Origin of the sequence: Actinomadura sp. 9N215 (assembly GCF_044326345.1) — a bacterium.
In the GTDB taxonomy this organism is placed as follows: Bacteria; Actinomycetota; Actinomycetes; order Streptosporangiales; family Streptosporangiaceae; genus Spirillospora.
On record NZ_JBIRBA010000001.1, the window covers coordinates 629,441 to 653,438 of the forward strand.

The window sequence follows — 23,998 nt, forward strand, 5'->3', positions numbered from 1 at the left end:
GGGTGTGGGGGGCGTCTTCCTGAACCCGGGCCCCGCTAGCCGGGGGCGGGGTGAGGGGGAACTTGGGGTGGGGGTTGATCGTCGTTAGGGGCGGACGGGACAACCGAGAGCGGGTCGTCCGGCCGGGGGGCTGGAGCCCGCGGTGCAGGAGGCCGTTCGTGGTCGACAGCCTGGAGCGCGGCGTGGCGGGGGCGGGGCGTCCGCCGCTGGCGGCCGCGCTTCTGTTGCTCGCGGCGCTGCCCGCAGGGGTGCTGGTCACGGTGATCGATCTGATCGCGTTCGGGCGCACCAAGGCGGCGCTTCCAGGCGCGCGTCCGAGCGTCAACGCCGACGTGGTCGATCTCGCGCTCGCGGAGTACGCGGAGTTCGGCGCGCGCCGCATCATGTTCATCGCGGGGTTCTTCGCGGTCGCCGTCCTTGTGTTCGGCGCGCTCGCGTGGGTCGTGCGCCGGGGCGCGTTCCGGCGGCCCGCCGCCGTCTTGCTGGCCGCCGGTACGCTGACCGCCATTTACCTGGTCGGGCTCTTTCTGGTGTTCGTGCGCGACCCGGTGCACGACTTCGGGACGCAGCACGTCGAGAGGCCGGACGGCGGGCTGGCGGGCGTCCCGTGGGCGATGGACACGGTCAGCCCCGGGTGGTATCGCCCAGCGCTGGCGGCGGTGGTGATCGGGGCGGCGGTCGCGGCAATCGCAGCTTGCGTACTCCTGGCCCGGTCGCGCGGCAGTTCCTGGATCGCGGGACGCGGCGGCGTCGAGATCTCGGCGCGCGGCCACCGCACCAGCACGTCGATGCTGATGGCGGCGCCCGCCGTGGTCGTCCTGTACGCGGCTGTCAACCTCGCCGCGATCACCGCTGCCGCCCATGGCGGGAACGAGTACGTCGACGAGGCGGCCGGAATCTCTCGCGGGATCATGTCCGCCGTGACCGCGATCCTCGCCGTGGTGACGGCGGGCTGGACGACCATCGGCATCTTTCTGCGGCATGGGCGCGCCTGGCCCGTGTCGATGGTGGCGGCGGGCGCGCTGCTGATCGTCCATCTGCTGGTGCTCTGGCTGGCGTGGGACTACCAGCCGCTCGGCTCCGCGGCCTTCGCCGACGACCAAGGCGAGGTCCGGGCTGCTGGAGAACCGTCCGTCCTGGCATGCGCCGGTCCTCGCCTTGGTCGTCGGCCTGGCCGCCGCGTGGCCTGTCGCGGCGCTGCTCAGACCGGCCGCCGTGAGCGGGAGACCGGCCGCCGTAAGCCGGGGGCCGGTCGTCGCCCGTGGCGAGACCAGCAGATCGCGGTGAGCCGGTACCTTCGGTCTCGGTCGCTGGGACGGCGCCATTGGACGCCCCGTGCGCGCAGGCCGAGCTCATACGAGTCTTTTCGTGATGGTGCCGGTGCCGACCGTGGAAGTCGGCACCGGCATCGTGCTTTCTCGCTTTTCGGACGCCGCCTGGCGAAGCCATTACGCCGATGGTGCTATTTCGACGAATCGGCCTTGCTCAGTGGGCCGTTGAGCACGATGGCGCTATTGCCGAATCCGCCAGCGCCTATCGTGTGTCGCGTTCAGCTCGGAAAGCTTGGGAGCCCCGGGGTGTTCGCCCGGAACCGGGACTCTCCCTCGATCGACTTGTCGCCTTCCGCGGTGGCGCACTCCGCCGCGGAGAAGTGCGAAGTGCCGGTGCCGCTGAAGCGCTGGCCGCCCATGGGGCCGCCCCTGGTGGTCGCCTCGAACGTCCCCGCTCCACCGGCCCTGTACTGCGCCTTGAATGACACCGTGACGGACTGGCCCGTGGCCGCCTGGCCCTTGACCTCGCCGCTCACCCGTCCCTCCCGGCACGTTCCGGTCGCGGTGATGTTCTGCTCCGACACCCGGGTGATGCCGGGCCCCACACCGCTGATCCCCTCGCAGGATCCCCCCACGCGGGAAAGGCTTTCGACACGGGCCGTGCGCACTTCGTCGTTCACGAACCCTCGGTCCAGATGCGCCGTGGCGCGCACGGCGCATTCGACCGGGGCCGCGATGGCCTGACGCTGTTGCGCCTCAGTCGATGCCTGTGCCGTGAGGCTGGTCGACAGCGGCGCGATGACCACGGCGCTCACGCATGCCGCCTTCAGATAACGGTTCATCGTCTCCCCTTGACCCGGTCATGGACGCACCGCGACCGGGAAGTCGTCGTTTTCGAACGGACGCCGGAGTGCCTACCCGGGGAGTTGCCCTCAAAGGCACGCGGACCCTCAAAACACATCCAAGACCTCCCCTGGCCGGCGGTGCCGGTGGTGGTCGTGGCGGAAAATGTGCGGAATCCGACGTCTTTGCCACTCGTGCCGAAGGTGCGGTACTGGCACTTTGGACGCTGGCCAGCGACCACCCGTACAAGGAGTCTCCAATGACCGTGTCCGACTGTTCGGTCGTCGAACTCAGGCAGTACACCCTGCACCCCGGCCGGCGGGACGTGCTCATCGAGATTTTCGAGCGCGAGTTCATCGAAACCCAGGAGGCCGTCGGAATCCATGTCATCGGGCAGTTCCGCGACGAGGCCGACCCGAACCGCTTCGTGTGGCTGCGCGGGTTCCGCGACATGGAGGTGAGGAAGGCGGCACTGACCGCGTTCTACCTGGACGGTGCCGCGTGGAAGGCGCACGGGCGCGCCGCCGCGGCCACGATGGTCGACTCGGACGACGTTCTTCTCCTGCGTCCGGCCTCGTCCGATTCCGGGGGTGCGCCGGAGAGGGAAAGGCCGCCAATAGGTGCGACGCCGCCGGAGTCCCGTGTAATGGCCACGATCGTCCATCGGGACGCGCCCGTCGATGAGATGTTCCATGCCTTCTTCGAGGACGAGGTCGCGCCATTCCTCAAGGAGATCGGCGGGGCGCCCGCCGTCCGATTCCAGACCGAGCCCGCGGAGAACACCTTCCCGCGCCTTCCCGTGCGGACGGGCGAGAACGTCTTCGTCTGGTTCACCTCCTTCGCCGACGCCGACCACCACCGCGACCACCTTGATCGCCTCGCGCGCTCCCCTGAATGGACGACACGGCTCCAGCCCGCCCTTGCGCCCACCTTGGAGCGGCTGACCCTCGCCCCGACCGCGCGATCGCTGCTGCGCTGACCGGGCGATCAGACCTGCGGCTTCACCCGCGCGGGGCGGTGCTGCCGCGGCGCGTGGCCGACTCAGGACGTCGCCTTGGGCCGGGGTTTGGGGGATGCTCGGGGCGGTGGGTTCGTGCCTCAGAGCGGGGTGGACGTGGACGAGGTTTCCGAGCGGGTGCGGCGGCGGGTGCGGAAGGACTTCCCCCATCAGGCCGAGCAGGTCATCGAAGCCCTGGCCGGGCTGACGGAGGGGGTCTTCTCCGGGGAGCCCCGCGACTCGATCGCCGTCGAGCGGATCCAGGTGGCGGCTCTCGTCCGCGCCCATGGACGGCTGCGCAAGCTGGACGAGGCCGTCGCGCTCGGGCGCCGGGACTGGCGGGACCTGCTGGTCGGCGCCGGGCTGGCCCACGAGGGCTGGCAGCAGCTCGTGGAGAACGAGCTGGCGCCGCCACCGTCCGGCCATGCTTGGTTGGCCCGCCGGCGCCGCTAGACCCCCGCTGCTCTGACCAGATGGCGGACGCGCCGAGAGAGTCAAACCGACGGGCGGATCAGGCCGGTGTCGGTTGGACGGCCGTAAGCGGGAGTCGGTGCTGAGGCCGGGGTAGCGAGGGCAGGGCGAATTCCGAGGGGCCGGCGTGAACGAGGTGCGCGCGCCTCGGCCCCGCCTCAGCGGCGGGAATCGTCACCATGGGCCCGGGCGTCGTGGGCATCGCCCTGGCGCCGGACCTGGCCCTCGCGGCCGCCGCGGCGGCGGCGGGCGGCGTGGGGTACGGGATCGCCGCCACGCATCTCACCCCGCTGGTGGTCAACGCGTCGCCGTCCTCGCACCTGTCCCGCACGACGGCCACGATGACCCTCGTCCAGAACCTCAGCGTCATCACGACGTTCGTGGGTTCCGGCGGGCTGGCCGAGGCGGCGGGTCCTGCCGCGATCGCCCTGGTCGACGGGCTCCTCCTCACCGCCATCGGCTTCGCGGCGCTCGGCTCCCGTCCCTTCCGGCGCGCCTGAGATGCTGCCGACCCGTCGCAGGGCCCCTCGCCTAACCCATCTCGGCGCCGCCCGCGCCGGGCTTCGGCGCGGCCAGGCGGATGACCGCCCTCTTGCCCGCGGTGCCTTTCAGCTCGTGGGAGAAGGTGCCGTTGATGTTGAAGGGGTCGTCCGATCCCGGGGGGCTGAATCCGATGCTTCCGCCCGCCGTCTTGAGTTCGATCGACATGTCCCCGATGCTCGCGACCGTCAGCTTGGCCAGCCCGGATCGTCCCCGCACGCCGGGGTTGAAGCGGATGACGTCGCCGACTCCGACCTCCACCTCGCAGCGGGCGTCCGCGCAGGCGCTGAGACGGCTGCCGTCCGCCGCCTTCGGCAGCGTCGCGGTCGGGGACGGCGTCGCGGTCGGCGCCGGAGCCGGGGAGGCGGGACGCGTGGTCGCCGGAGAGCGCGTCGCCGGACTGGAGGCGGACGTGGCCGGTTCGTCGTCGCCGCAGCCCGCGAGCAGCAGCGCGAACGCAGGAAGGGCCAGGGGCCAAACGGCGTGCCGCCCGAGGGCCCGCGTCTTTCGCATGTCTTCTCCCGCCTTCACCGAAGTCGGCCACAAGCTAGCGGCGCCCGCCGGGGAGGGGTCCCGGGTCGGGAGCGCTACGTTGCCGACCGCCGAGATCACGCCGGACGGCCGCCCGGCCCGCCCGCGGCACCGGTCGGTGAGCAGGCGAAACGGCGGCCCTGGGATGTCCGGGTTGTTACTGTTTGCTCGTGCTCATCGGGCGTGACCGCGAAAAGGAACGCGTCGCCGGGCTGCTCGCGGACGCCCGGTCCGGACGGAGCGGCGCCGTGCTGATCCGCGGCGAGGCGGGCATCGGGAAGACCGCGCTGCTCGATCAGGTCGCGGCGGACGCCCCGGACATGCGGATCGTGCGCGGCGCGGGCATCGAGTCCGAGACGGAGCTGCCGTTCGGCGGGCTGCACCTGATGCTGTACCCGCACAGCGAACGGTTCGGCGCGCTGCCCGGCCAGCAGGCGGCGGCGCTGCGCTCGGCGTTCGGGCTGCCCCCGCCGGACGACGCCGAAGGACGCCCCCGGCAGGAGACCGCCGGGCCGGTCAGCGACCGGTTCCTGATCGGCGCGGCCACGCTCACGCTGCTGTCCGAACTGGCCGCGGACCGTCCGGTGCTGTGCCTGGTCGACGACGCGCAATGGCTCGACCGGGCCTCGCTGGACGCGCTGCTGTTCGCCGCCCGCAGGCTCGGCGCCGACCCGATCGCCATGGTCTTCACGGTGCGGGACTCCGCCGTCCCGTTCCCCGATCACGGGCTGGACGTCGTCCGGCTGGAGGGCCTGGACCGCGCCGCCGCGCAGGACCTCGTGGACGCGCACATGCCCGCCCTGACGGTCCCGGTGCGCGAACGGCTCCTGGACGAGGCGGGCGGCAACCCGCTCGCCCTCATCGAACTCGCCAAAGCGCTCGGAGCGCAGCCCGCCCGGCACGCGGGCCACGCCGGGCCGCTGCCCGTCGGCGGGCATGTAGGCGGACGGGTCCAGCAGGCGTTCCGGCTCCAGCTGGCCGAGCTGCCCGGCGCGACACGGCTGCTGCTCCTGGTGGTCGCGGCCGACGGCACCGCCGACCTGGGCGTCGTCCTGCGGGCGGCGGAGACGCTCGGGCTCGGCGCGGCCGATCTGGGGCCCGCGGAGGAGGCCGGGCTCGTGGTGCTTGACGGCGAGGAGGTCAGGTTCCGGCACCCGCTCATCCGCGCCGTCACCTACCAGAACGCCGCGCACCATCAGCGGATCGCCGCCCACGGTGCGCTGGCCGCGACGCTCGGCGGCGACGAGCACGCCGACCGGCGGGCGTGGCACCTGGCCGCGGCCGCCACCGGACCCGACGAGAGCATCGCGGCCGAACTGGAACGGGCCGCGCGCCGCGCCGGGCACCGGGGCGGGACGGCCGCGGTCGCCGCCGCCTACGAGCGGGCGGCGCGGCTCAGCACGGACGCGGAGGGCAAGGCGCGGCGGCTCGTCCACGCGGCGCGGGCCGCCTACGACGCCGGACGCCCCGACTCCGCCACCCGCCTCGCCGAGGAGGCCGCCCACCTCACCGGGGAGGACGGCGTCATCGCCGAGGCCACGTTCATCCGCGCCCAGGTCGAGTACGAGCGCACCGCCCCGGCCGCCGACGCCGCGCTCGCGCTGGAGGCCGCGGCGCTGATCGTGGAGAGCGACCCCGAGCAGGCGGTGCCGATGCTGACCGAGGCCGTCTGGTCGGCCCGGGACGCGGGCGCGCACGACCTCGTCCGGGACAGCGTCGCGCTGCTCAGGAAGGTGAAGGTCCCGGCCGGCTCCGCGAAGGCGCTGATGACCGGCGGGCTGATCGCCTACGGGCGGCTGCTCGACGGCGAGCCAGGGGCCGTCCCGCCGATACGCGCGCTGGTCAAGGCCGCGCACGACGGCGACGGCGACGGCGACGGCAACGGCAACGGCAACGGCAACGGCAACGGCAACGGCGACGCCGTCGTCGAACGCATCATCGCCGGTTTCCTGGGGCTGGTCGTGGCCGACGACCGGACCGCGACCGCCCTGCTGGAGAACCTCGCGGCGGAGGTCAGGCAGCAGGGCGCGCTCGGCTGGCTCCCGTACGTCCTGGAGCCCCTCGCGATCGGGCGGCTGCTGCTCGGCGACCTGCACGGCGCCGAGTCCGCCGCGGCGGAGGGCCTGTCGCTCGCCGCCGACATCGGCATGGACATGCAGGTCACCGCGCTGCGATGCGTCACGGTCCGGCTGGAGTCGGACGCGGAGCGCAGCCGGTCGCTGGCGCCGGGCGTCCTCCGGGAGGCCGAGCTGATGCCGACGAACGCGGCGCTGGCGTCCTGGGGGCTCGGCCTGCACGACCTCGCCGACGGCCACGCCGACGCCGCGCTGGACCACCTGGACGCCGTGTGCTCAGGCCCGGCCCGGCACGACGTGCTGATCCGCGCCGTCCCCGACCACGCGGAGGCGGCGGTGCGGGCCGGACGCCCGGACCTCGCCCGCGCCCACCTCCCCGCCTTCGAGGCGTGGGCGGCCGCCGTGTCCCGCACCGCCCACGTGTCCCGCTGCCGCGCCTTGCTGTCCACCGGCGACGACGCGGACGAGCACTACCGCGCCGCGCTCGTCCTGCACGGCGACCACGCCTACGACGCGGCGCGGACGCGGCTCCTCTACGGCGAATGGCTCCGCCGCCGGCGCCGCCGCACCGACGCCCGCACCGAGCTGACCGCCGCCCTGGACGCGTTCTCCCGGCTCGGCGCCGATCGCTGGGCCGACCGCGCCCGCACCGAGCTGGAGGCCCTCGGCGACCGTCCGGCCGCCCGCACCGGGGACGCCGACCCGCTCAAGCGGCTGACCCCGCAGGAACTCCAGGTCGTCCGGCTGGCCGCCGCCGGGCTCAGCAACCGTGAGATCGCCGCGCAGCTCTACCTGAGCCCGCGCACGGTCGGGCACCACCTCTACAAGGCGTATCCGAAGATCGGCGTCACCCGGCGCATGGAGCTCGCGCGACTCGTATCGGTCAGCTGACTTATCCGTGCCAGGACGCCGGTTGGACGCGCCCGTCCCGGGGACCTCTTCCAGTGGCCTTTACGTGCCCTGACCTGTGCTTTTGAAGGTACGTCCGGCGACCGATGCGGGGCGTCGCGCCGCGCCCCTACCTTCGGGGTCACCGCGAAACGAACGGAGAGAGCGATGCTTCTGGAGAACAAGACCGCGATCATCTACGGCGGCGCCGGGACGATCGGCGGCACCATGGCCCGCGCCTTCGCCGCCGAAGGCGCCCGGGTCTTCCTCGCCGGCCGGACGCCCGCCACGCTCGACGCCGTCGCCGACGAGATCCGGGAGGCCGGCGGCCTCGCCGAGACCGCCCGCGTGGACGCCCTGGACGAGGACGCCGTCAACAACTGGGTCGACTCCGTAGCGGCCACCGCCGGAAGCGTCGACGTCTCGGTGAACGCCATCTCGATGGACGGGCTGTTCCGCCCCATGATCGAGATACCGGTGGACGACTTCGCCAAGTCCCTGGAGAAGATGGCCCGGACGTTCATGCTGACCACGCGGGCCGCCGCCCGGCACATGGTCAAGCAGGGCTCCGGCGTGATCCTGCACTTCGGCGGCTCCGACAGCACCAACCACAATCCGGGCCTCGGGAACGTCCAGGTCGGCTTCGACATGATCGAGGCGATGCGCCGGCAGTGGGCGTGCGAGCTGGGGCCGCACTCGGTCCGCGTGCTGTCGATGAAGTCCGGCGGCGTCCCCGAGTCCTTCCCCGACGTCCCGGAGTTCGCCCAGGCGAAGCAGCAGATCGTGGACGCCACCCTGCTCAAGCGCGCCGCGTCCCTCGCCGACGTCGGCCACGTCGCCGCGTTCCTCGCGTCCGACCGCGCCGCCAGCCTCACCTCGACCCAGGTCAACATCACCGCCGGCGCCCTGGTCGACTGACCGAACCCGCACCTACGCCCGCACCCCGAGGCTGAGGCCTCCGCCTGGGCCCGGCGCCTACGCCTCTGCCTGGGCGCGCGTCCGGTTCGAGGCCGCCACGGTCACCTGGCCGTGGCGGCCTCGACGCGGGTGGCGGCGACCTGGGTGACGATGAAGTGGCTCTCCGGGAGAGCCGGGGCCCGCCACGGGTGGACGCGCAGGTCCTGGGCGGGCACCGAGTAGCTCATCCACCGGGTCAGCGCGGTGACGGAGACCTTCATCAGATCCTTGGTGATCCATTCTCCGGCGCAGCGATGGCCGTGGTAATGGTCTCCGCCGCCCTGCGGAATCATGGAATAGGCGTCCGGCTCCCGGCCGAGGAAACGCTCAGGCCTGAACTGTTCCGGACGCTCCCACAGGCGCGGATCGTGGTCGGTTCCGTGCAGGTCGAGCAGCACCCGGCGGCCCTTGGGAAAATGGTGGCCGCGCCATTCGAAGTCGCGGGCGGCCCGTGCGGCGACCATCGGGAAGAACGGATAGAAGCGCCGCACTTCCTGGACGAACGCCTCCAGCGGTTCGGGATCGTCCTCGGTGGCGAGGCGGTGCCGCCATTGCGGATTTCCGTGCAAGGCGAGGGCCGCGAAGACGACGAAACGCGCCACCGCCACCGTGGGACGAAGGACATTGAGCAGTTCGACACCCGCCACGTCCGGAGGCAGCAGACGACCGTCCGCATCCCGACAGGAGGCGACGACGTCCACAACCGTGCGAGTGCCCGGCTCCTCGGTCAGGCGGGTGTGCGGGTTCTCGCGGGCGCGGCGGATGAGGGCGGCGGCCCAGCGGTCGGCGATCCTTCGGGCGGCGCGTCCGCGCAGGTAGCGGGCGCCGACGGCGGCGGGCGCCTCGATCAGCGCGGTCAGCAGGCCGGTGATCGCCGGAAGGCGGCGGTCGCTGACGGGCACTCCCGTCCAGGCGCACACGGCCTGGCACAGCAGCTCGCTGACCTCGTCGTACAGGACGACCTGCCGCCGCCCCTCCCAGTCCCTGATGCGTTCCCGCCATATCCGGGACGCGATGTCGCCGAGCCTGTCCCGGGCGTCCGGGGTCATCAGCGACATGAACATCTCCTTGCGCGCCCGGTGGCGTTCCCCGTCCAGCGACTGCACGCCGCCCTCGCCGAACAGGGTGAGGATCAGTCGGCGGGGCGCGGCGTCGGCCCGGACGAACAGGCCCGGGTCGTAGAAGACGCGGGCCGCGTCCGCGCCCGTCATGCACGTCGTCTTCTGGAGCAGCAGCCGTGTGTCGTAGACGTCGCGGTCCAGGCGGCGGGCGCGATCCGACAGCAGCCCGTAGGGGCGCGCCGCCAGCGGCAGCGTGCTGTCCAGCCGTTCCAACAGGCGCATGGCGTACTCCCCGGTCCGGTCGTCCGATGCCGAAGCACCCTCTCCCCCGGACGCCGGGCATCATGTGTAGGGAGATTCCTACGCTTGACGGGTAGGGAATCTCCTACGTATCGTCTGCCGCATGAACATCACGCATGTACGGCTGCTGACCGTCCCGGTGTCCGACCAGGACGCCGCCAAGGCCTTCTACACCGACAGGCTCGGCTTCGAGGTGGTCGCGGACGAGTCCAACGGGCCGATCCGCTGGCTCCAGCTCGCCCCGAAGGGCGCGCAGACCAACGTCGTCCTCGCGAATCACGTGCCCGGGCTGGCGCCGGGCAGCGTCCACGGGCTGATCCTGGAGACCTCCGACCTGGACTCCGACTGCGAACAGCTCCACGCCGCCGGGGTCGACGTCGACGGGCCGCAGGACCTGCCCTGGGGTCGGCAGGCCACGCTCACCGACCCCGACGGCAACGGCATCGTCCTCGCCGCCCGCTGACCCGCGGCCGGTGGCTGACATGAACGGCGACACGAACGGCGACATGGACGGCGGCGCGGACGTCTTCGCGGCGCTGGCGAGCCCCGTCCGGCGGGAGCTGACGGCGCTCCTGCTGGACGGCCCCCGCCCGGTGAACGACCTGGCGTCCCATTTCGCGATGAGCCGCCCGAGCGTCTCGGAGCACCTGAAGGTGCTGCGGGAGGCCGGGCTGGTCAGCGAGCGGCGCGACGGCCGCCAGCGGATCTACCGGCTGGAGGCGGCGCCGTTGCGCGACCTGTCGGAATGGCTGAGCCCCTACGAGCGGTTCTGGCGCGACAGGCTGTCCGACCTGCGCGAACTGCTGGACGACGAGAACGACGAGGACGACCTGTGACCCCCGTCCTGGAAGCCGCGGGCCTCGTCAAACGGTACGGCGACGTGACGGCCCTGGCCGGGCTCGACCTGGTCGCCGAACCCGGCCGGGTCGTCGCGCTGCTCGGGCCGAACGGCGCCGGGAAGACCACGTTCGTCCGGTCGGTGGCGACGCTCGTCCGGCCCGACGGCGGGACGCTGCGGGTGGACGGGATCGACGCCGTCCGCGAACCGGCCCGCGTGCGGCGGATCATCGGCCTCGCCGGGCAGTACGCGGCCGTGGAGGCGGCGATGACCGGCCGGGAGAACCTGGAGATGATCGCGCGGCTGTTCGGGCAGGGCCGCCGCGCCGCCCGCGCGAGCGCGCGGGACGTCCTCGAACGGCTCGCGCTCGACGAGTTCGGCGACCGGCTCGTCCGCACCTACTCCGGCGGGACGCGCCGCCGCCTCGACCTGGGGGCGAGCCTGGTCGGCGCACCCCGGCTCCTCCTCCTGGACGAGCCCACCACGGGCCTCGACCCGCGCAGCCGCATCGCGCTGTGGGACGCCATCGGCGACCTGGTGAAGGGCGGCACCGACGTACTGCTGACCACCCAGTACCTGGAGGAGGCCGACCGCCTCGCCGACCAGGTCGTGATCATCGACCGGGGCGTGGTCGTCGCCGAGGGCACGCCAGGGGAGCTGAAGTCGCGGGCCGGCGGCGACCTGGTGGAGGTCCGCGTCCGGGATCACGCCGCGGTCGCGTCGGCCGCGGCGGCGCTGGCGGCGGTCGGGGACGTCCAGTCCGACCCGTCCTCGCTCCTGCTGACCGTGCCCGCCGGGAACGGTCCAGACGATCTGGTGAAGGCCGTCCACGCCCTGGCCGGCCACCACGCCGCCATCGCGGACATCACCCTCCGCCGCCCGACCCTCGACGAGGCCTTCCTCTCCCTGACCACCACCCCGGAACGGAGCCCGACATGATCGGCGAGGCAGGGTTGGGCACGGCGAGCTGGGTGGTCGCACGGCGCGGGCTCCGGCGGACGTTCCGGACACCGCAGATCATCGTGATGGGCCTCGTGCAGAGCGTCGCGTTCCTGCTGATCTTCCGGTACGTGTTCGGCGGCGCCATCGACACCCGCGGAACCGGATACGTCGACTACATGATCCCCGGCGTGCTGACCGTGAGCGGGCTGTTCGCCGGGATGAGCGCTGCGGTCGCGGTCGCCGACGACGCCGCCTCGGGCTATCTCGACCGGCTGAAGTCGCTGCCGATGCCGCGCACCGCCGTCATCGCGGGCCAGGTGTTGGCCGACACCGTCCGCGTCGCGCTGATCCTCGCGGTCACCGCCGCGCTGGCCTTCGCGGTCGGGTTCCGCGTGCACGCGGGCTGGGCCGCCGCTCTCGCCGCGTTCGGCCTGTGCGTCCTGTTCGGGTTCGCCTTCGTGTGGACGTTCGTCGCGCTCGGCCTGCTCACCGCGAACCCGCAGGCGGCGCAGGGCGTCGGCTTCCTCGCGCTGCCGCTGAGCTTCGTGTCCGGCGCCTACGTCCCGGTGGAGACGATGCCCGGATGGCTGCGGGGTTTCGCCGAGAACCAGCCGGTCACGGTCATGATGGACGCCGTCCGGTCCCTCACCCAGGACACCGGGCCGCACACCGGCGACATCACCTTTGCACTGGCGTGGACGGCCGGGATCATCGCCGTCTCCGCCACCATCGCCGTCGCCCGTTTCCAGCGGTCCTGACATGACGGCACGCAAACCGAACCGAGGCGACGAAATGACCAGCGACGGCACCGACGACAACGGCACGAGCAACAGCGAAATGCGCAGCGGTGGCGAGGACATGGGCGGCGGGCGGGCGGCCATCGAGGTGGACGAATTCCTCCCGCATCCGCCCGCCAAGGTGTGGCGGGCGCTCACCGACCCGGATCGGCTCGCGCGCTGGCTGATGCCGAACGATTTCAAGCCCGTTGCCGGTCACCGTTTCACTTTCGCGACGCGTCCGATCCCGAACATCGGGTTCGACGGGACGATCGCCTGCCAGGTCCTCGACATCGACGCCGAGCGGCTGCTGCGGATCAGCTGGGGCGGCGGGACCCTCGACACGACGGTGACCTGGCGGCTCGTCCCCGAGGGGCGCGGCACCCGCCTGTTCATCCGGCACGCGGGCTTCGACCTGGACGACCCCGTCCACGCCTACGCGTTCCGCGGCATGGGCAGCGGCTGGCGCTCCCACGTGATCCGCGCCCTCCTCCAGGTCCTCGCAGAAACCCCCTGACCGGAAAGGCAGCAGGCCAGCTGGAACGCGGCGGCGGGGCGGTCGGTGCAGGCGCCTTCGAGATCTCGTCGCTTCAGGTTCTCGCGGAGAATTCCTAGGCGGGGGCGGTGGCGGGTGGGTCGGCGTAGATGCCGTTGAGCATGCCGGTGGCTTGGCCGATCTCGATGAGGTGGCCGTCCGGGTCGCGCATGTAGCAGCGCAGTTCGGCCTTGCGGTCGAGCGGCTCGGTCAGGAACTCGGCGCCCCGCGCGGTCGCGGCCGCGTGGAAGGCGGCGATGTCGGCCACGCGGACGTTCATGAACGCCGAGACCGGGTCGCCGGGCTGCGGAGCCGTCAGCGTGATGCCGGGTTTGTCGGGGGTGGGGCCGCCGCCGGGATTCATGATGATCCAGGTGTTGGCGACCTTCACGATGGCGGGGTTCTCCTCCAGGACGACCTCGCCGCCGAACACGTCCGCGTAGAACGCGCGGGAGCGGGCCACGTCCCGCACCACCAGGAAATGCGTCAGTACCAGGCCCTGCTCGGGGGCCGGCAGCTCGCTTCGGTCGACCATCGTCGTGTCCTCCCAGTCGGGCTTCGGGCCGGTGCGTCCTTACGCGTCGTCCGGAAGGCCGCGGCCTCCCTGGCGCTTGGTCAGCTCACACGCCGCGTGCCGTCCTCACGGGACGTGTCATCGGCGGGCGTTTTCGTCGTGCCCAGCCCGTGACCTCCGTCCGCGTGCCGTCCTCACGGGGCGTGTCATCCCCGCGTGCCGACCGTCAAACCCGGGTGGTCAGGCGACGGGTTCCAAGGGCGGCTGGTCGGCGAACTGCGTGCGGTACAGCTCGGCGTAGCGGCCGTTGGTGGAGAGGAGGTCCGAGTGGGTTCCCCGTTCGACGATGTGGCCGTCCTCCACGACGAGGATGAGGTCGGCGGCGCGGACCGTGCTGAGCCGGTGGGCGATGACGATGGCGGTTCGGCCGTCCAGGGCCTCGGTGAGGGCCTCCTGCACGGCGGCCTCGGACGTGGAGTCGAGGTGGGCGGTGGCCTCGTCCAGGATCACGACGCGGGGGCGGGCCAGGAGGAGGCGGGCGATGGTGAGGCGCTGGCGTTCGCCGCCGGAGAGGCGGTAGCCGCGCTCGCCGACGATGGTGTCGAGGCCGTCCGGGAGGCCCTTGATGAGCGTGTCGAGGCGGGCGCGGTGCAGGACGTCCCACAGGTCGTCCTCGGCGGCCTCGGGACGGGCGAGGAGGAGGTTCTCGCGGATCGACTCGTGGAACAGGTGGCCGTCCTGCGTGACCATCCCGAGCGTGTCGCGGATGCCCTGGAACGACAGGTCGCGGACGTCGACGCCGCCGAGCCGGACGGCGCCCGTGTCGACGTCGTAGAGGCGCGGGAGGAGCTGCGCGATCGTCGACTTGCCCGCGCCGGACGAGCCGACGAGCGCGATCATCTGGCCGGGTTCGGCGCGGAACGAGATGTCGTGCAGGACGTCGACGCCGCCCCGGGTGTCGAGGGTGGCGACCTCTTCGAGCGAGGCCAGCGAGACCTTGTCGGCGGACGGGTAGGCGAAGCGGACCCCGTCGAACTCCACGGAGACGGGGCCGTCCGGGACGGAACGGATCTCGGGCTCGGGCTTCTCGGCGACCAGCGGCCGCATGTCGAGGACCTCGAAGACGCGCTCGAAGCTGACGAGCGCGCTCATCACCTCGACGCGGGCGCTGGCCAGCGCGGTGAGCGGCGCGTAGAGGCGGGTGAGGAGCAGCGCGAGCGCGACGACGGCGCCCGCGTCGAGGTGGCCGCGCAGGGAGAGGTAGCCGCCGAGCCCGTAGACGAGCGCCAGGGCCAGCGCGGACACCATGGTGAGGGCCGTGATGAACACGTGCTGCACCATCGCGGTGCGGACGCCGATGTCGCGGACGCGCCGGGCCCGCGCGGCGAACTCGGCGGACTCCCGCGCCGGGCGGCCGAACAGCTTCACGAGCGTCGCGCCGGGCGCGGAGAAACGCTCGGTCATCTGCGTGCTCATCGCCGCGTCGTGCGAGGCGGCCTCGCGTTCGAGACGCGCCAGGCGGCTGCCCATGCGGCGGGCCGGGAGGACGAACACGGGCAGCAGGACCAGCGCGAGAAGAGTGATCTGCCAGGAGATCCGCACCATCACGGCGAACGTGAGCAGCACGGTCACCAGGTTGCTGACGACGCCGGAGAGAGTGTCGCTGAACGCGCGCTGGGCGCCGATGACGTCGTTGTTGAGGCGGCTGACGAGCGCGCCGGTGCGGGTCCGGGTGAAGAAGGCGACCGGCATGCGCTGGACGTGGTCGAACACGGAGGTGCGCAGGTCGAGGATCAGCCCCTCGCCGATACGCGCGGACAGCCACCGGTTGGCGAGCCCGAGCCCGCCCTCGCCCAGCGCGAGGATGGCGATCAGCACCGCAAGGCCTATGACCGTGGACGTGGCGGACTGGTCGACGATGGCGTTGACGACCTGCCCGGCCAGCACGGGCGTGGCGACCGTGAGCACGGCCAGGGCGACGCTGAGCCCGAGGAACGCGGCCAGCGCCCGCCTGTGCGGGCGGGCGAACCCGGCGATGCGGCGAAGGGTCGCCTTGGAGAAGGGTCTGCTGTCGCGCGCGTTCATCGCGTGGTGCAGCGACATCCACGCGGTGACTTCCATGTCCATGACGTCCCCCGCTGATCATCAGCACTGATCGTTGGCCTGGTGGGGCCCAGCATGCGACCTCAACGTTGGTTGAGGTCAAGTGCGCCGCTCGCGACCCGTGGACCACGGTGCCGGACGGGTACGACATTTTCGACGCGTCGAAGATTTCGGTGCGTCGAGAAGTTCGAGAAGTTCGAGGAAGGCGGCACGTGGACATCGATCAACTCCGGTCCGACACCCCCGGCTGCGCGAACGTGGCCCACCTCAACAACGCCGGCGCCGCGCTGCCGCCGCGCCCCGTGATCGACGCGGTGGCGGAGCACTTCGCGCTGGAGTCGACGATCGGCGGGTACGAGGCGGCGGAACGGAACGCCGCGTCCGTCAGGCACTTCTATGACGCGGTGGCCGGCCTGATCGGCGCGCACGCGGACGAGATCGCGTACGTGGAGAACGCCACCCGGGCATGGGACATGGCGTTCTATGCGATCCCGTTCGCCGACGGCGACCGCATCCTCACGGCGACGAGCGAATACTCCAGCAACGCGATCGCCTACCAGCAGGTGGCGGCGGCCAAGGGCGTGAGGGTTGAAACCGTCCCGGACGACCGCGACGGGACGCTCTCCCTGGACGCGCTGGAGGCCGAACTGGTCAAAGGCGGTGTCCGGCTGGTGTCGCTCAACCACGTCCCTACGCACAACGGGCTCGTCCACCCCGTCGCGGAGGTCGGACGGCTGTGCCGGGAACACGGCGTCCTGTACCTGCTGGACGCCTGCCAGTCGGTCGGTCAGCTGACCGTGGACGTCAACGAGATCGGCTGCGACCTGCTGTCGGCGACCGGACGCAAGTTCCTGCGCGGCCCGCGCGGGACCGGGTTCCTGTACGTGCGGCGCGAGATCGTCCGGACGCTGGAGCCGCCGTTCCTCGACCTGCAGGCAGCCACGTGGAAGGCGCCGGGCGGTTTCGAGATGCGCCAGGACGCGGTCCGTTTCGAGACATGGGAACGGTACGTCGCCGGGCAGATAGGGCTGGGCGTCGCCGCCGACTACGCGGCCGATCTGGGATTGCCCGCAATCGAGACGCGCGTGACAGGGCTCGCCCAGAGGCTGCGTACGGAATTGGCCGCCCGGCCTGGTACGACCGTCCTCGACAAGGGCGCGCGACCATCCGGCATTGTCACGTTCACCGTGGACGGCCACGAGCCTGCCGCCATCAAAGCGGCCGCATTGGAACACGGGGTCAACATCAACGTCACCAGTCCGATCTCACACGGATACGACCCGCACGCCGTCCCGTCGGCCGTGCGGGCCTCCGTGCATTACTACAACACCGAAAACGAACTGGACCGACTCCTATCCGTCCTCCCGACTCCTCGCTAAGCACCCGGACCAGTCAAGCGTTCCAACGGGACTAGGAGTCTGTTCGAGCAGGTCAGGTGTTCGGGCGGGCTGCGCTGATGTCGGCGAGCGCCGACCGGGCGTCCTCCTCGATCGCCAGGTCGCCGATGGACACGATGCCGACCGGGCGCCCGTCCTCAAGGACGGGGAGCCGCCGCACGGACCGCTCCCGCATGATCTGCGCGGCCCGGTCCAGCGAGTCGTCAGGACCGACGGTCGCGGTGGCCCGGCTGGCGATACCGCCGATCTTCGCGCTGGCCGGGTCGCCGCCCGCGGCGAGCCCCCGCACGACCAGGTCGCGATCGGTGACGAGCCCCTTGAGGTCCTCGCCGTCGATGACCAGCACCGCGCCGATGTCCTCGTCGCGCATCGCCCGTGCCACGGTCACGAGGTCGAGCTCCGGGGACACCGACGTCGGGGAGCCGGTCATGATGTCGCGCACCTTCGTTGCCATCGCTCACTCCTTGAGCCTCTCAAGCCTCGCGGGCGTCACTGCGGCCCCGGGACGAGTCGGGCCCTACCCGACAGAAACGACATCACTCATCAAGCCCGAGCCCCCCGAACGCCACCCCGGGACACCCCCTGGCCACCACGCCCGGACGCCACCCCGGGACGCCCCTGGCCACCACGCCCGGACGTGACCCCCGGGACGCCGACCGTGGTCGCCAGTCGCGGAAGGGTGCGAAGAGCCGCTCGGCGGTAACGCGCCGCCTCGTCCGGTGATGCTGCGCGACCAGTCTCGTCGCGATACCGAACAGCCACGGGTGCGCGTCGCGCTGCGCCAGGTCGTAGCGGTGCCGCCGGCTGAAGGCGGCCAAGAACGTCTCTCCGACGACGTCCTCCGCGGCCTCCGGCCCCAGCCTGCGCGAGACGTACCGGAAGAGCATCGCGGAATACCGGTCGAACAGCGCCGCGAACGCCTCCGGATCGATCAGCGAGCCCTCGATGAGATCCGCGTCGCATTTCTGCGCCGTCGTCGGAGGAACGGTCATCGCGACCACCATGTCTTCACAACCCACCAGGACATGCGCACCGGGCCTTCCCGTGCGGGGGACGTCTGTCAGCGATGTATCTCCACAACGCCGCGTCCGGGTTCACACGGGGACGGCGACACCCCGACGCCTGTGCGGGTTCACGCGAACCTTCTCGATAAACTGCGCATCCTTCAAGATGCACGGAGGTTCTCGGGGAGGACCGCTCCGCCTGGAGGAACCAGTCAAGGAGGGTCGGGCCGTGGACGACGACGCCCAGCGCGAACCGGTGACGTCCGGCTCAAAGGACTCGAACGACTCACCGGACTCAAAAGCCTCGACGGACTCGACGGACTCGAAAAGCGAGGACACCGACGAGCACGAGGACGCCCGCACCGCCACCGCCGAGTTCCGCATCCCCGCGAACGTCTCCCTGACCAGGCCGGACATCTCCATCCGCCGCCCCGCAGCCGAACCCCAGGAGGACGAGGACGACGCGTCCGAGGAGCCCGCTCCATCTCCCCCGGAGGGCCCTTGGTACGTCCAGTTCCCCCAGCCCGACGACGCCGAGGAGCCCGAAGCCGAAGAGGCTCCCCCAGCGCAGTCCCCGCCCGCACCCCAGCAAGACGGCCCCTGGCACGCCCCCCTGCCCCCAACCTCACCACCTCCCACCCAATCTTCGATCCCACAACCCCAAGCTCAAACCCCACAAACTCAAGCTCAGACCCCACAAACTCAGGCTCCACAGGCCCAAGCCCAACAAGCCCAGACCCCAGCCCCGCAGACTCAGACCCCGCAAACTCAAGCCCCACCCCCACAGACTCAGACCCCACAAGCCCAAGCCCCCGCCCCACAGGCTCAGGCCCCACAGGCTCGGGCTCCACAGCCTCAAGCCCCGCAGGCTCCGGCTCCACAAGCTCCGGCGGACGCACCTCAGGGCGATGGTGGTGCCGGGCCCACGCGGGTCGAGCCTCTGCCCACGCTGCCTCCGCCTCCGTCTTCGCAGGCTGCGCCGCCGCAGCTTCCGGCCGCGCGGTCGTCCGGCCAGTGGACTGTGCCGTGGGACGGTCCACCTCCCGCGACGCCCGCGCCCCCGCCCGCACCGCCCGCACCTCCGGCGGCGGAGGCGGTCGCGGAGACGGGCGCGGAACCCAAGCGGGGACGCCGCTGGCCCGTCGTGGTGGCGGCGGCGCTGGTGCTGGTCGTCGGGATCGTCGTCGGGCAGCTCGTGCGGCCGGTGCCCGAGCCGTCCGTCGAGCTGGCGATGGCGTCCAGCCACGCGTTTCCCGGGCAGGCGCCCTCGTTGCCTTGGCCGTCGGCGGGGCAGTCGGTCGTCCAGGTGGACGGGCTCGGCACGATGGGCTCGTCGGGCGGGTCGGCGCCGATTCCGACGGCGAGCGTAGCCAAAGTGATGACGGCGTACGCGTACCTGCGCGACCATCCGCTGAAGCCGGGTGAGGCGGGGCCGGTGCTGACGGTGTCGCCGCAGGCGGCGGCGCAGATCCCGGACCGCAGGAAGCGCGGCGAATCGCTCCTCGGCGTGACCGCGAACCAGCGGCTGACGCAGCGCAAGGCGCTGGAGGCACTGCTGATCATCTCGGCGAACGACGTGGCGCACGAGCTGGCGCGGTGGGACGCCGGGAACGAGCAGGCGTTCGTCGCGAAGATGAACGCGGCGGCGGCGGAGCTGGGGATGACGAGCACGCGCTACACCGACCCGAGCGGCTACCACGCGGGGACGGTGAGCACGGCCGCCGACCAGGTGAAACTGCTGCGGGCGGCGATGAACGTCCCGGCCTTCGCCGAGATCGTGAACAACCGGGCGTACGTCCCGGACGTCGGCGGCGGCGAGGCCCGCGAGGGCGGGAACTTCCTGCTGGGGCAGTACGGCGTCGTCGGCGGGAAGACCGGCTACACCGACGCCGCCGGCGGGAACTACGTGTTCGCGGCGCGCAAGGACGTCGCCGGCGTGAACACGCTGATCATCGGTGCGGTGATGGGCCAGAAGTCGCCGACGGCGGCGGGCGCCGTCAACGCGGCGGGGCAGCTCGTCATGGCGGCCGAGACGGCGCTGACCACGGCGACGCTCGCGCCGAAGGGTGCGAGGGTCGCGCGGGTCGATGACGGGCTCGGCGGCAAGACGCCGCTGCGCGCCGCGTCGCCCGTGACCGTGGTCGGCTGGGCGGGTCTGACCGTGCCGGTCGGCGTCCAGGGCGATCCACCGCGCCAGGGTGACAACGGTTCGCGGGTCGCGGCCGTGACGGCCGGTGCCGCGCGAGTGCCGTTGGAGCTGGGACGGACGCTGAACGAGCCGTCCATCGTCAAACGCCTGACCCGCCTCAACTGACCAGCCCCGAACGGACAACGGCCCAGCGTCCTCCGGTTCAGGCGCACCGCCGTCCGGGTTTGCCGCGGCTCACGCGCCAACGGGCTCAAGCATGAGCGGCTCAGGCGCACACCAGGTCAGACGGCTACAGCTCAGACGGCAGCAACTCACGCACCCACCGGCTCAGGTGCACAGCAGGCAGGGGGACGGCGAGCCAGGCGCCGGCGGGGTCAGGCGTATAGGGCGGATAGGAAGCGGATCAGGAGGGTCTCGCGGGTCGCGGGTGGCAAGGCGTTGAGGATGGCGTTGACCGTGGCCATCTCCGGTTCGGAGCCGCCGGACAGGTGCACGCCGACGGAGGTGAGGAGTTCGGCGAAGCCGGCGTCGTCGAGGGCGTCGAGGTCCAGGTCGGCGAGGGCCTCGACCAGGCCGGACGGGACGTCGGGCGGTCCGGCGGCGCGGGCGGCCTTCGCGGCGTCGGCCAGCGCCGCGAGGAGGGCGCCGGCGTCGCTGACACCGGTCAGCGTGAAGTGCAGGTTCGGCGGAATGCCCTGGTAGGACAGCTGAGGCTGGAAGAACCAGCCGCGTGCCCTGGCCTCGTCGGCGATGACGAACACGTCCAGCGCGGGGTCGTCGGACGTGACGGCGACGAGCGGCACGGCGGGCTCGCCCAGCACGCGCAGCCCCGGGATCTCGGCGACTCCGGCCATAAGGGTTTCCGCTGTTTTCATGGCGTTCGCGGCGAGATCGCGGTACCCCTGCGCGCCGACCGCGTTGAGGGTGGCCCACGCGGCGGCGAGCGGCCCGGCGCTGCGGCTGCTCTGTACGCCCGCGTTGATCACGGTGTAGCCGGGCCATTCCGCCGAGGCGAAGTAGGCGTGCCGGCGGAGCGACTCGTCCGCGAACAGGACGACCGAGGCGCCCTTCGGCGCGTAGCCGTATTTGTGCAGGTCGCAGGAGAGGGACGTCACGCCGGGCACGGACAGGTCGAACGGCGGGACGTCGCGTCCCGCGTCCCGCAGCCAGGGCAGGACCCAGCCGCCGACGCACGCGTCCACATGGCAGCGCACTCCGGCGGAGGCGGCGACCGCCGCGATCTCCGGAACCGGGTCCATGACGCCCTGCGGGTAGGACGGCGCAGAGGCGACGACCAAAACAGTGCGTGGTGTCAGCGCGGCGGCGGTCGCGGCGGGATCGGCGCGGAACGACGCGTCGACCGGGACGTGCACGGCCTCCAGGCCCAGGTAGTGCGCGGCCTTGTGGAACGCGGGGTGGGCCGTCGCCGGAAGGACGATCTGCGCCCGCCCGTCCACGGGATGCGCGTCCCGGGCCGCCTTGACGGCCAGCATGATCGACTCTGTGCCGCCGCTCGTGAAAACACCGGAACCACCGCCGAGCCTGTCCGCGACCGCGCCGACGACCTGGCGTTCGAGGGCGACGATGCTGGGGAACGCGGTCGGGTCCAGGCAGTTGACCTCCAGCATCTCCCGGTAGGCGGTGGCGGCGAGGTCGTGGACGGCGTCGCGTCCGGTGTCGTAGACGTAGGCGGTGACCTGCCCGCCGCGCACGGGCAGGTCGGCGTCCCGCATCCGCGCGAGTTCGGCGAGCAGTTCAGCGGCCGGGCGGCCGGTCTCGGGGAGGTGGTCAGAGGGCATGTTCCGGTGTTTCCTCGCTACGTCGGTGGACGGCGGCCAGCCGGCGGTACGCCAGCAGCAGGGGGACGCTGAGCAGCAGAAGCAGCGCCGGGACGACCGTGAACCCGGCGGTCAGCCCGGCGAGCGCGGAGCCTGGCTGGACGACGGGCTCATCGAGGTCGGACGAGCGGAACGACGACCCCGCCAGGATCAACGCGAATACACCGGGTCCGAGGGCGAGCGCGCCCGTCTCGGCGGCCGTCCACAGGCCGGTGAACGCCCCGGACTGCGCGTGCCCGGTCCGTCCGGTGTCGGCGTGGACGGTCTCCGGCAGCAGCGACAGCGGGAGCAGCTGGACGGCCGCGTAACAGACGCCGATCACCGCGCTGAGCGCCAGCACACCCGCCGTCGACGTGATCGCCGGATACAGCGCGACGGCCGTAGCCGCGAACAGCCCGAGCCCCGCCGCATAGCAGTTGACCAGCCCGTACTTGCGCGACAGCCACCGCCACAGCGGCACCGCGAACGCGCTCGGCCCGACCATGCAGACGAACATCGCGGAGGTGAGCCCGTAGTCGCCCAGCCGGTAGGTCGCCACGTAGGGCGCGCCCGCCAGCATGATCGCGACGGCGAGGGTGTGCGCGACGTACGCGCCGAGCAGCATGAAGAACGGCCTGTTTCCACGCGCGGTGCGCAGCGCCGCGACCAGCCCCAGCGGCCGCGGCCCCGGACGGGACGGAATCCAGCGGTTGGCGAGCGTGCTCACGACCATCGCGGCGCCCATCGCGAGCCCGATCACGGCCCCCATCAGCGCGTATCCGGCGCGCCCGCCACCGCCCGCGTCCGCGAGCGCGGGGGCGAGGCCGCCGGCGAGCAGGATGCCGAGGGTCAGGCAGACGACCCGCCACGCCATCGCGCGTCCCCGCTCGGACGGCTCGTCCGACACCTCGGCGGGCAGCGCCACGTACGGCACCTGGAAACAGGCGAACGCGCTCGCGGCCAGCAGGAACATGACCCCGGCCCAGCCGGCGGCGAACCCCGGGGAGCCGACCGGCACGGCGAACATCGCGGCGAACAGGAACGGCAGCGTCACGGCGCCGAGCAGCAGCAGCCGGGTGCGGCGTCCGGTCCGCACGGCCTCCCGGTCGCTGGCGGCGCCGACGACCGGATTGAGCAGCACGTCCCACGCCTTCGGCACCACGAGCACGACCCCGGCGATCGCAGCGGAAACACCGAGAACATCGGTCAGGTAGTACAGAAGCAGCAGGCCGGGGACGGCTGAGAACACCCCGGTCCCGACCGAGCCGACGCCGTACCCGAGAAGCCGCCGCCGCGGCAGAACACCCGTCTCCCGGGGCGGCGCGGCCGTCATCGGTTGGGCGCCGTCATGTGCTGGCCTGGTGGGGCAGGCCGAGGCCGACGGCGACGAGGCGGCGCAGGTGGGCGCGGAAGCGGGCCAGTTCGCGGGGGTCGTCCCTGCCGTGGCGCCGCCCGTCGGCGTCCAGGACGCCGCCGCACAGGAACCCGTGGGTGCACCAGACGACCGTCCACACGACGTACTCGACGTCGACGTCGTCGGGCACGACCTTGCGGGCGGCGCTGACGACCATGTCCGTCAGCGGCCTGACGTACTGCTCCTCAAGGTGCGCGACGTCGGAGGCGTCCGACAGCCAGCGATGCATCCACAGCGCGGGGATCTCCGGATTGTCGGCGCAGAAGTCGATGTAGCGGTCGGTGAGGACGAGCAGCCCCTGCGCGTCCAGGTCGACTTCGGCGAGCGCGTCCTCTAGGGCCGCCCGTTCCGCCAGGTGGGCGCGCTCCATGACGGCGAGGTACAGGTCGCGCTTGCCGCCGACGTGGTAGGCGACCGTGGCGACGTTGAGCCCGGCCGCCTCGGCGATCATGCGGGTGGACGTGCCGTCGTAGCCGAGCGCGGCGAACAGCCGGCCGGCCGCGTCCAGGATGCGCTCGCGCCCGCCGGAGTCGCTGCTGGTCATCACCCAAAGCTAGGCGTTCGCCCACAAACCG

At 72.1% G+C, this 23,998-nt stretch carries 22 protein-coding genes; 13 read left to right on the forward strand and 9 right to left on the reverse strand.

The window, feature by feature from the left end; all coding sequences use genetic code 11:
* The first annotated feature begins 224 nt into the window (after positions 1 to 224).
* The 4 genes from ACH34T_RS02580 to ACH34T_RS02595 all read left to right on the forward strand — a co-directional run bounded on the left by ACH34T_RS02580 (position 225) and on the right by ACH34T_RS02595 (position 4,082).
* Positions 225 to 2,015 carry a hypothetical protein gene (locus ACH34T_RS02580; protein ID WP_395990276.1) on the forward strand — a complete coding sequence of 597 codons (1,791 nt, stop codon included), beginning with the start codon at positions 225 to 227 and terminating at the stop codon, positions 2,013 to 2,015.
* Positions 2,016 to 2,373: 358 nt separating this feature from the next.
* A complete protein-coding gene (locus ACH34T_RS02585; RefSeq protein ID WP_395990277.1) occupies positions 2,374 to 3,093 on the forward strand; it encodes an NIPSNAP family protein in 720 nt (239 codons plus the stop codon).
* 114 nt (positions 3,094 to 3,207) lie between these two features.
* Positions 3,208 to 3,564, forward strand: coding sequence for a hypothetical protein (locus ACH34T_RS02590; RefSeq protein ID WP_395990278.1), 357 nt, complete (start codon positions 3,208 to 3,210; stop codon positions 3,562 to 3,564).
* Between the two features lie 212 nt (positions 3,565 to 3,776).
* Positions 3,777 to 4,082: a hypothetical protein gene (locus ACH34T_RS02595; protein ID WP_395990279.1), complete on the forward strand. Its 306-nt coding sequence runs from the start codon at positions 3,777 to 3,779 to the stop codon at positions 4,080 to 4,082.
* Positions 4,083 to 4,113: 31 nt separating this feature from the next.
* On the opposite strand, the gene ACH34T_RS02600 is transcribed toward ACH34T_RS02595, so the two are convergent.
* The gene (locus ACH34T_RS02600; protein WP_395990280.1) at positions 4,114 to 4,635 is read right to left on the reverse strand and encodes a hypothetical protein; all 522 of its coding nucleotides are present in this window, start codon (positions 4,633 to 4,635) and stop codon (positions 4,114 to 4,116) included.
* Between the two features lie 188 nt (positions 4,636 to 4,823).
* Here ACH34T_RS02600 and ACH34T_RS02605 point away from each other — a divergent pair, with 188 nt between their 5' ends.
* Together ACH34T_RS02605 and ACH34T_RS02610 are read left to right on the forward strand one after the other, a co-directional pair.
* Positions 4,824 to 7,619: an ATP-binding protein gene (locus ACH34T_RS02605; protein ID WP_395990281.1), complete on the forward strand. Its 2,796-nt coding sequence runs from the start codon at positions 4,824 to 4,826 to the stop codon at positions 7,617 to 7,619.
* A gap of 165 nt (positions 7,620 to 7,784) precedes the next feature.
* Entirely contained in the window at positions 7,785 to 8,534 is a 750-nt protein-coding gene (locus tag ACH34T_RS02610; protein WP_395990282.1) for an SDR family NAD(P)-dependent oxidoreductase, read from the forward strand.
* A gap of 101 nt (positions 8,535 to 8,635) precedes the next feature.
* Here the strand turns inward: ACH34T_RS02610 and ACH34T_RS02615 are convergent, their stop codons facing one another.
* Positions 8,636 to 9,916: a cytochrome P450 gene (locus tag ACH34T_RS02615; RefSeq protein WP_395990283.1), complete on the reverse strand. Its 1,281-nt coding sequence runs from the start codon at positions 9,914 to 9,916 to the stop codon at positions 8,636 to 8,638.
* A 121-nt stretch (positions 9,917 to 10,037) separates the two neighbouring features.
* Between ACH34T_RS02615 and ACH34T_RS02620 the strand changes: the two genes are divergently transcribed.
* The 5 genes from ACH34T_RS02620 to ACH34T_RS02640 are packed head-to-tail and all read left to right on the forward strand — an operon-like array spanning position 10,038 to position 13,007.
* Complete coding sequence (locus ACH34T_RS02620) at positions 10,038 to 10,397, forward strand: VOC family protein (RefSeq protein WP_395990285.1); 360 nt, start codon at positions 10,038 to 10,040, stop codon at positions 10,395 to 10,397.
* 19 nt (positions 10,398 to 10,416) lie between these two features.
* On the forward strand, positions 10,417 to 10,770 hold the full coding sequence (locus tag ACH34T_RS02625; protein WP_395990286.1) for an ArsR/SmtB family transcription factor: 354 nt from the start codon (positions 10,417 to 10,419) through the stop codon (positions 10,768 to 10,770).
* Positions 10,767 to 11,711, forward strand: a complete 945-nt coding sequence (locus ACH34T_RS02630; protein WP_395990287.1) for an ATP-binding cassette domain-containing protein — start codon at positions 10,767 to 10,769, stop codon at positions 11,709 to 11,711. Before ACH34T_RS02625 ends, ACH34T_RS02630 begins: the two co-directional genes overlap by 4 nt.
* The gene (locus ACH34T_RS02635) at positions 11,708 to 12,472 is read left to right on the forward strand and encodes an ABC transporter permease (protein WP_395990288.1); all 765 of its coding nucleotides are present in this window, start codon (positions 11,708 to 11,710) and stop codon (positions 12,470 to 12,472) included. Before ACH34T_RS02630 ends, ACH34T_RS02635 begins: the two co-directional genes overlap by 4 nt.
* Positions 12,473 to 12,506: 34 nt before the next feature.
* Positions 12,507 to 13,007 carry an SRPBCC domain-containing protein gene (locus ACH34T_RS02640; protein WP_395990289.1) on the forward strand — a complete coding sequence of 167 codons (501 nt, stop codon included), beginning with the start codon at positions 12,507 to 12,509 and terminating at the stop codon, positions 13,005 to 13,007.
* Positions 13,008 to 13,101: 94 nt separating this feature from the next.
* Here the strand turns inward: ACH34T_RS02640 and ACH34T_RS02645 are convergent, their stop codons facing one another.
* Together ACH34T_RS02645 and ACH34T_RS02650 are read right to left on the reverse strand one after the other, a co-directional pair.
* Positions 13,102 to 13,560, reverse strand: coding sequence for a VOC family protein (locus ACH34T_RS02645; protein WP_395990290.1), 459 nt, complete (start codon positions 13,558 to 13,560; stop codon positions 13,102 to 13,104).
* 219 nt (positions 13,561 to 13,779) lie between these two features.
* Positions 13,780 to 15,666, reverse strand: coding sequence for an ABC transporter ATP-binding protein (locus tag ACH34T_RS02650; RefSeq protein WP_395990291.1), 1,887 nt, complete (start codon positions 15,664 to 15,666; stop codon positions 13,780 to 13,782).
* A gap of 188 nt (positions 15,667 to 15,854) precedes the next feature.
* Here ACH34T_RS02650 and ACH34T_RS02655 point away from each other — a divergent pair, with 188 nt between their 5' ends.
* The gene (locus tag ACH34T_RS02655; RefSeq protein ID WP_395990292.1) at positions 15,855 to 17,021 is read left to right on the forward strand and encodes an aminotransferase class V-fold PLP-dependent enzyme; all 1,167 of its coding nucleotides are present in this window, start codon (positions 15,855 to 15,857) and stop codon (positions 17,019 to 17,021) included.
* A gap of 52 nt (positions 17,022 to 17,073) precedes the next feature.
* Here ACH34T_RS02655 and ACH34T_RS02660 read toward each other — a convergent pair whose 3' ends face one another.
* Complete coding sequence (locus ACH34T_RS02660) at positions 17,074 to 17,493, reverse strand: CBS domain-containing protein (RefSeq protein WP_395990293.1); 420 nt, start codon at positions 17,491 to 17,493, stop codon at positions 17,074 to 17,076.
* 82 nt (positions 17,494 to 17,575) lie between these two features.
* Positions 17,576 to 18,031 carry an RNA polymerase sigma factor gene (locus tag ACH34T_RS02665; protein WP_395990294.1) on the reverse strand — a complete coding sequence of 152 codons (456 nt, stop codon included), beginning with the start codon at positions 18,029 to 18,031 and terminating at the stop codon, positions 17,576 to 17,578.
* A gap of 1,033 nt (positions 18,032 to 19,064) precedes the next feature.
* Between ACH34T_RS02665 and ACH34T_RS02670 the strand changes: the two genes are divergently transcribed.
* On the forward strand, positions 19,065 to 20,357 hold the full coding sequence (locus ACH34T_RS02670; protein WP_395990295.1) for a D-alanyl-D-alanine carboxypeptidase family protein: 1,293 nt from the start codon (positions 19,065 to 19,067) through the stop codon (positions 20,355 to 20,357).
* A 209-nt stretch (positions 20,358 to 20,566) separates the two neighbouring features.
* Here the strand turns inward: ACH34T_RS02670 and ACH34T_RS02675 are convergent, their stop codons facing one another.
* From ACH34T_RS02675 to ACH34T_RS02685, 3 genes are read right to left on the reverse strand one after another with little or no spacing between them, the layout of a single operon-like run.
* Positions 20,567 to 21,991, reverse strand: coding sequence for a pyridoxal phosphate-dependent decarboxylase family protein (locus ACH34T_RS02675; protein WP_395990296.1), 1,425 nt, complete (start codon positions 21,989 to 21,991; stop codon positions 20,567 to 20,569).
* A complete protein-coding gene (locus ACH34T_RS02680; RefSeq protein WP_395990297.1) occupies positions 21,981 to 23,342 on the reverse strand; it encodes an MFS transporter in 1,362 nt (453 codons plus the stop codon). Before ACH34T_RS02680 ends, ACH34T_RS02675 begins: the two co-directional genes overlap by 11 nt.
* A gap of 13 nt (positions 23,343 to 23,355) precedes the next feature.
* Positions 23,356 to 23,967 carry a TetR/AcrR family transcriptional regulator gene (locus tag ACH34T_RS02685; RefSeq protein WP_395990298.1) on the reverse strand — a complete coding sequence of 204 codons (612 nt, stop codon included), beginning with the start codon at positions 23,965 to 23,967 and terminating at the stop codon, positions 23,356 to 23,358.
* Positions 23,968 to 23,998 lie beyond the last annotated feature (31 nt).

Excerpts from the sequence above, each read along its gene's own strand:
- ACH34T_RS02640 (WP_395990289.1), top strand. The coding sequence starts at position 12,507 with ATGACCAGCGACGGCACCGACGACAACGGCACGAGCAACAGCGAAATG.
- ACH34T_RS02615 (WP_395990283.1), bottom strand. The coding sequence starts at position 9,916 with ATGCGCCTGTTGGAACGGCTGGACAGCACGCTGCCGCTGGCGGCGCGC.
- ACH34T_RS02585 (WP_395990277.1), top strand. The coding sequence starts at position 2,374 with ATGACCGTGTCCGACTGTTCGGTCGTCGAACTCAGGCAGTACACCCTG.
- ACH34T_RS02600 (WP_395990280.1), bottom strand. The coding sequence starts at position 4,635 with ATGCGAAAGACGCGGGCCCTCGGGCGGCACGCCGTTTGGCCCCTGGCC.
- ACH34T_RS02625 (WP_395990286.1), top strand. The coding sequence starts at position 10,417 with ATGAACGGCGACACGAACGGCGACATGGACGGCGGCGCGGACGTCTTC.
- ACH34T_RS02685 (WP_395990298.1), bottom strand. The coding sequence starts at position 23,967 with ATGACCAGCAGCGACTCCGGCGGGCGCGAGCGCATCCTGGACGCGGCC.
- ACH34T_RS02675 (WP_395990296.1), bottom strand. The coding sequence starts at position 21,991 with ATGCCCTCTGACCACCTCCCCGAGACCGGCCGCCCGGCCGCTGAACTG.
- ACH34T_RS02680 (WP_395990297.1), bottom strand. The coding sequence starts at position 23,342 with ATGACGGCCGCGCCGCCCCGGGAGACGGGTGTTCTGCCGCGGCGGCGG.
- ACH34T_RS02620 (WP_395990285.1), top strand. The coding sequence starts at position 10,038 with ATGAACATCACGCATGTACGGCTGCTGACCGTCCCGGTGTCCGACCAG.
- ACH34T_RS02635 (WP_395990288.1), top strand. The coding sequence starts at position 11,708 with ATGATCGGCGAGGCAGGGTTGGGCACGGCGAGCTGGGTGGTCGCACGG.
- ACH34T_RS02660 (WP_395990293.1), bottom strand. The coding sequence starts at position 17,493 with ATGGCAACGAAGGTGCGCGACATCATGACCGGCTCCCCGACGTCGGTG.
- ACH34T_RS02610 (WP_395990282.1), top strand. The coding sequence starts at position 7,785 with ATGCTTCTGGAGAACAAGACCGCGATCATCTACGGCGGCGCCGGGACG.
- ACH34T_RS02650 (WP_395990291.1), bottom strand. The coding sequence starts at position 15,666 with ATGGACATGGAAGTCACCGCGTGGATGTCGCTGCACCACGCGATGAAC.
- ACH34T_RS02645 (WP_395990290.1), bottom strand. The coding sequence starts at position 13,560 with ATGGTCGACCGAAGCGAGCTGCCGGCCCCCGAGCAGGGCCTGGTACTG.
- ACH34T_RS02665 (WP_395990294.1), bottom strand. The coding sequence starts at position 18,031 with ATGACCGTTCCTCCGACGACGGCGCAGAAATGCGACGCGGATCTCATC.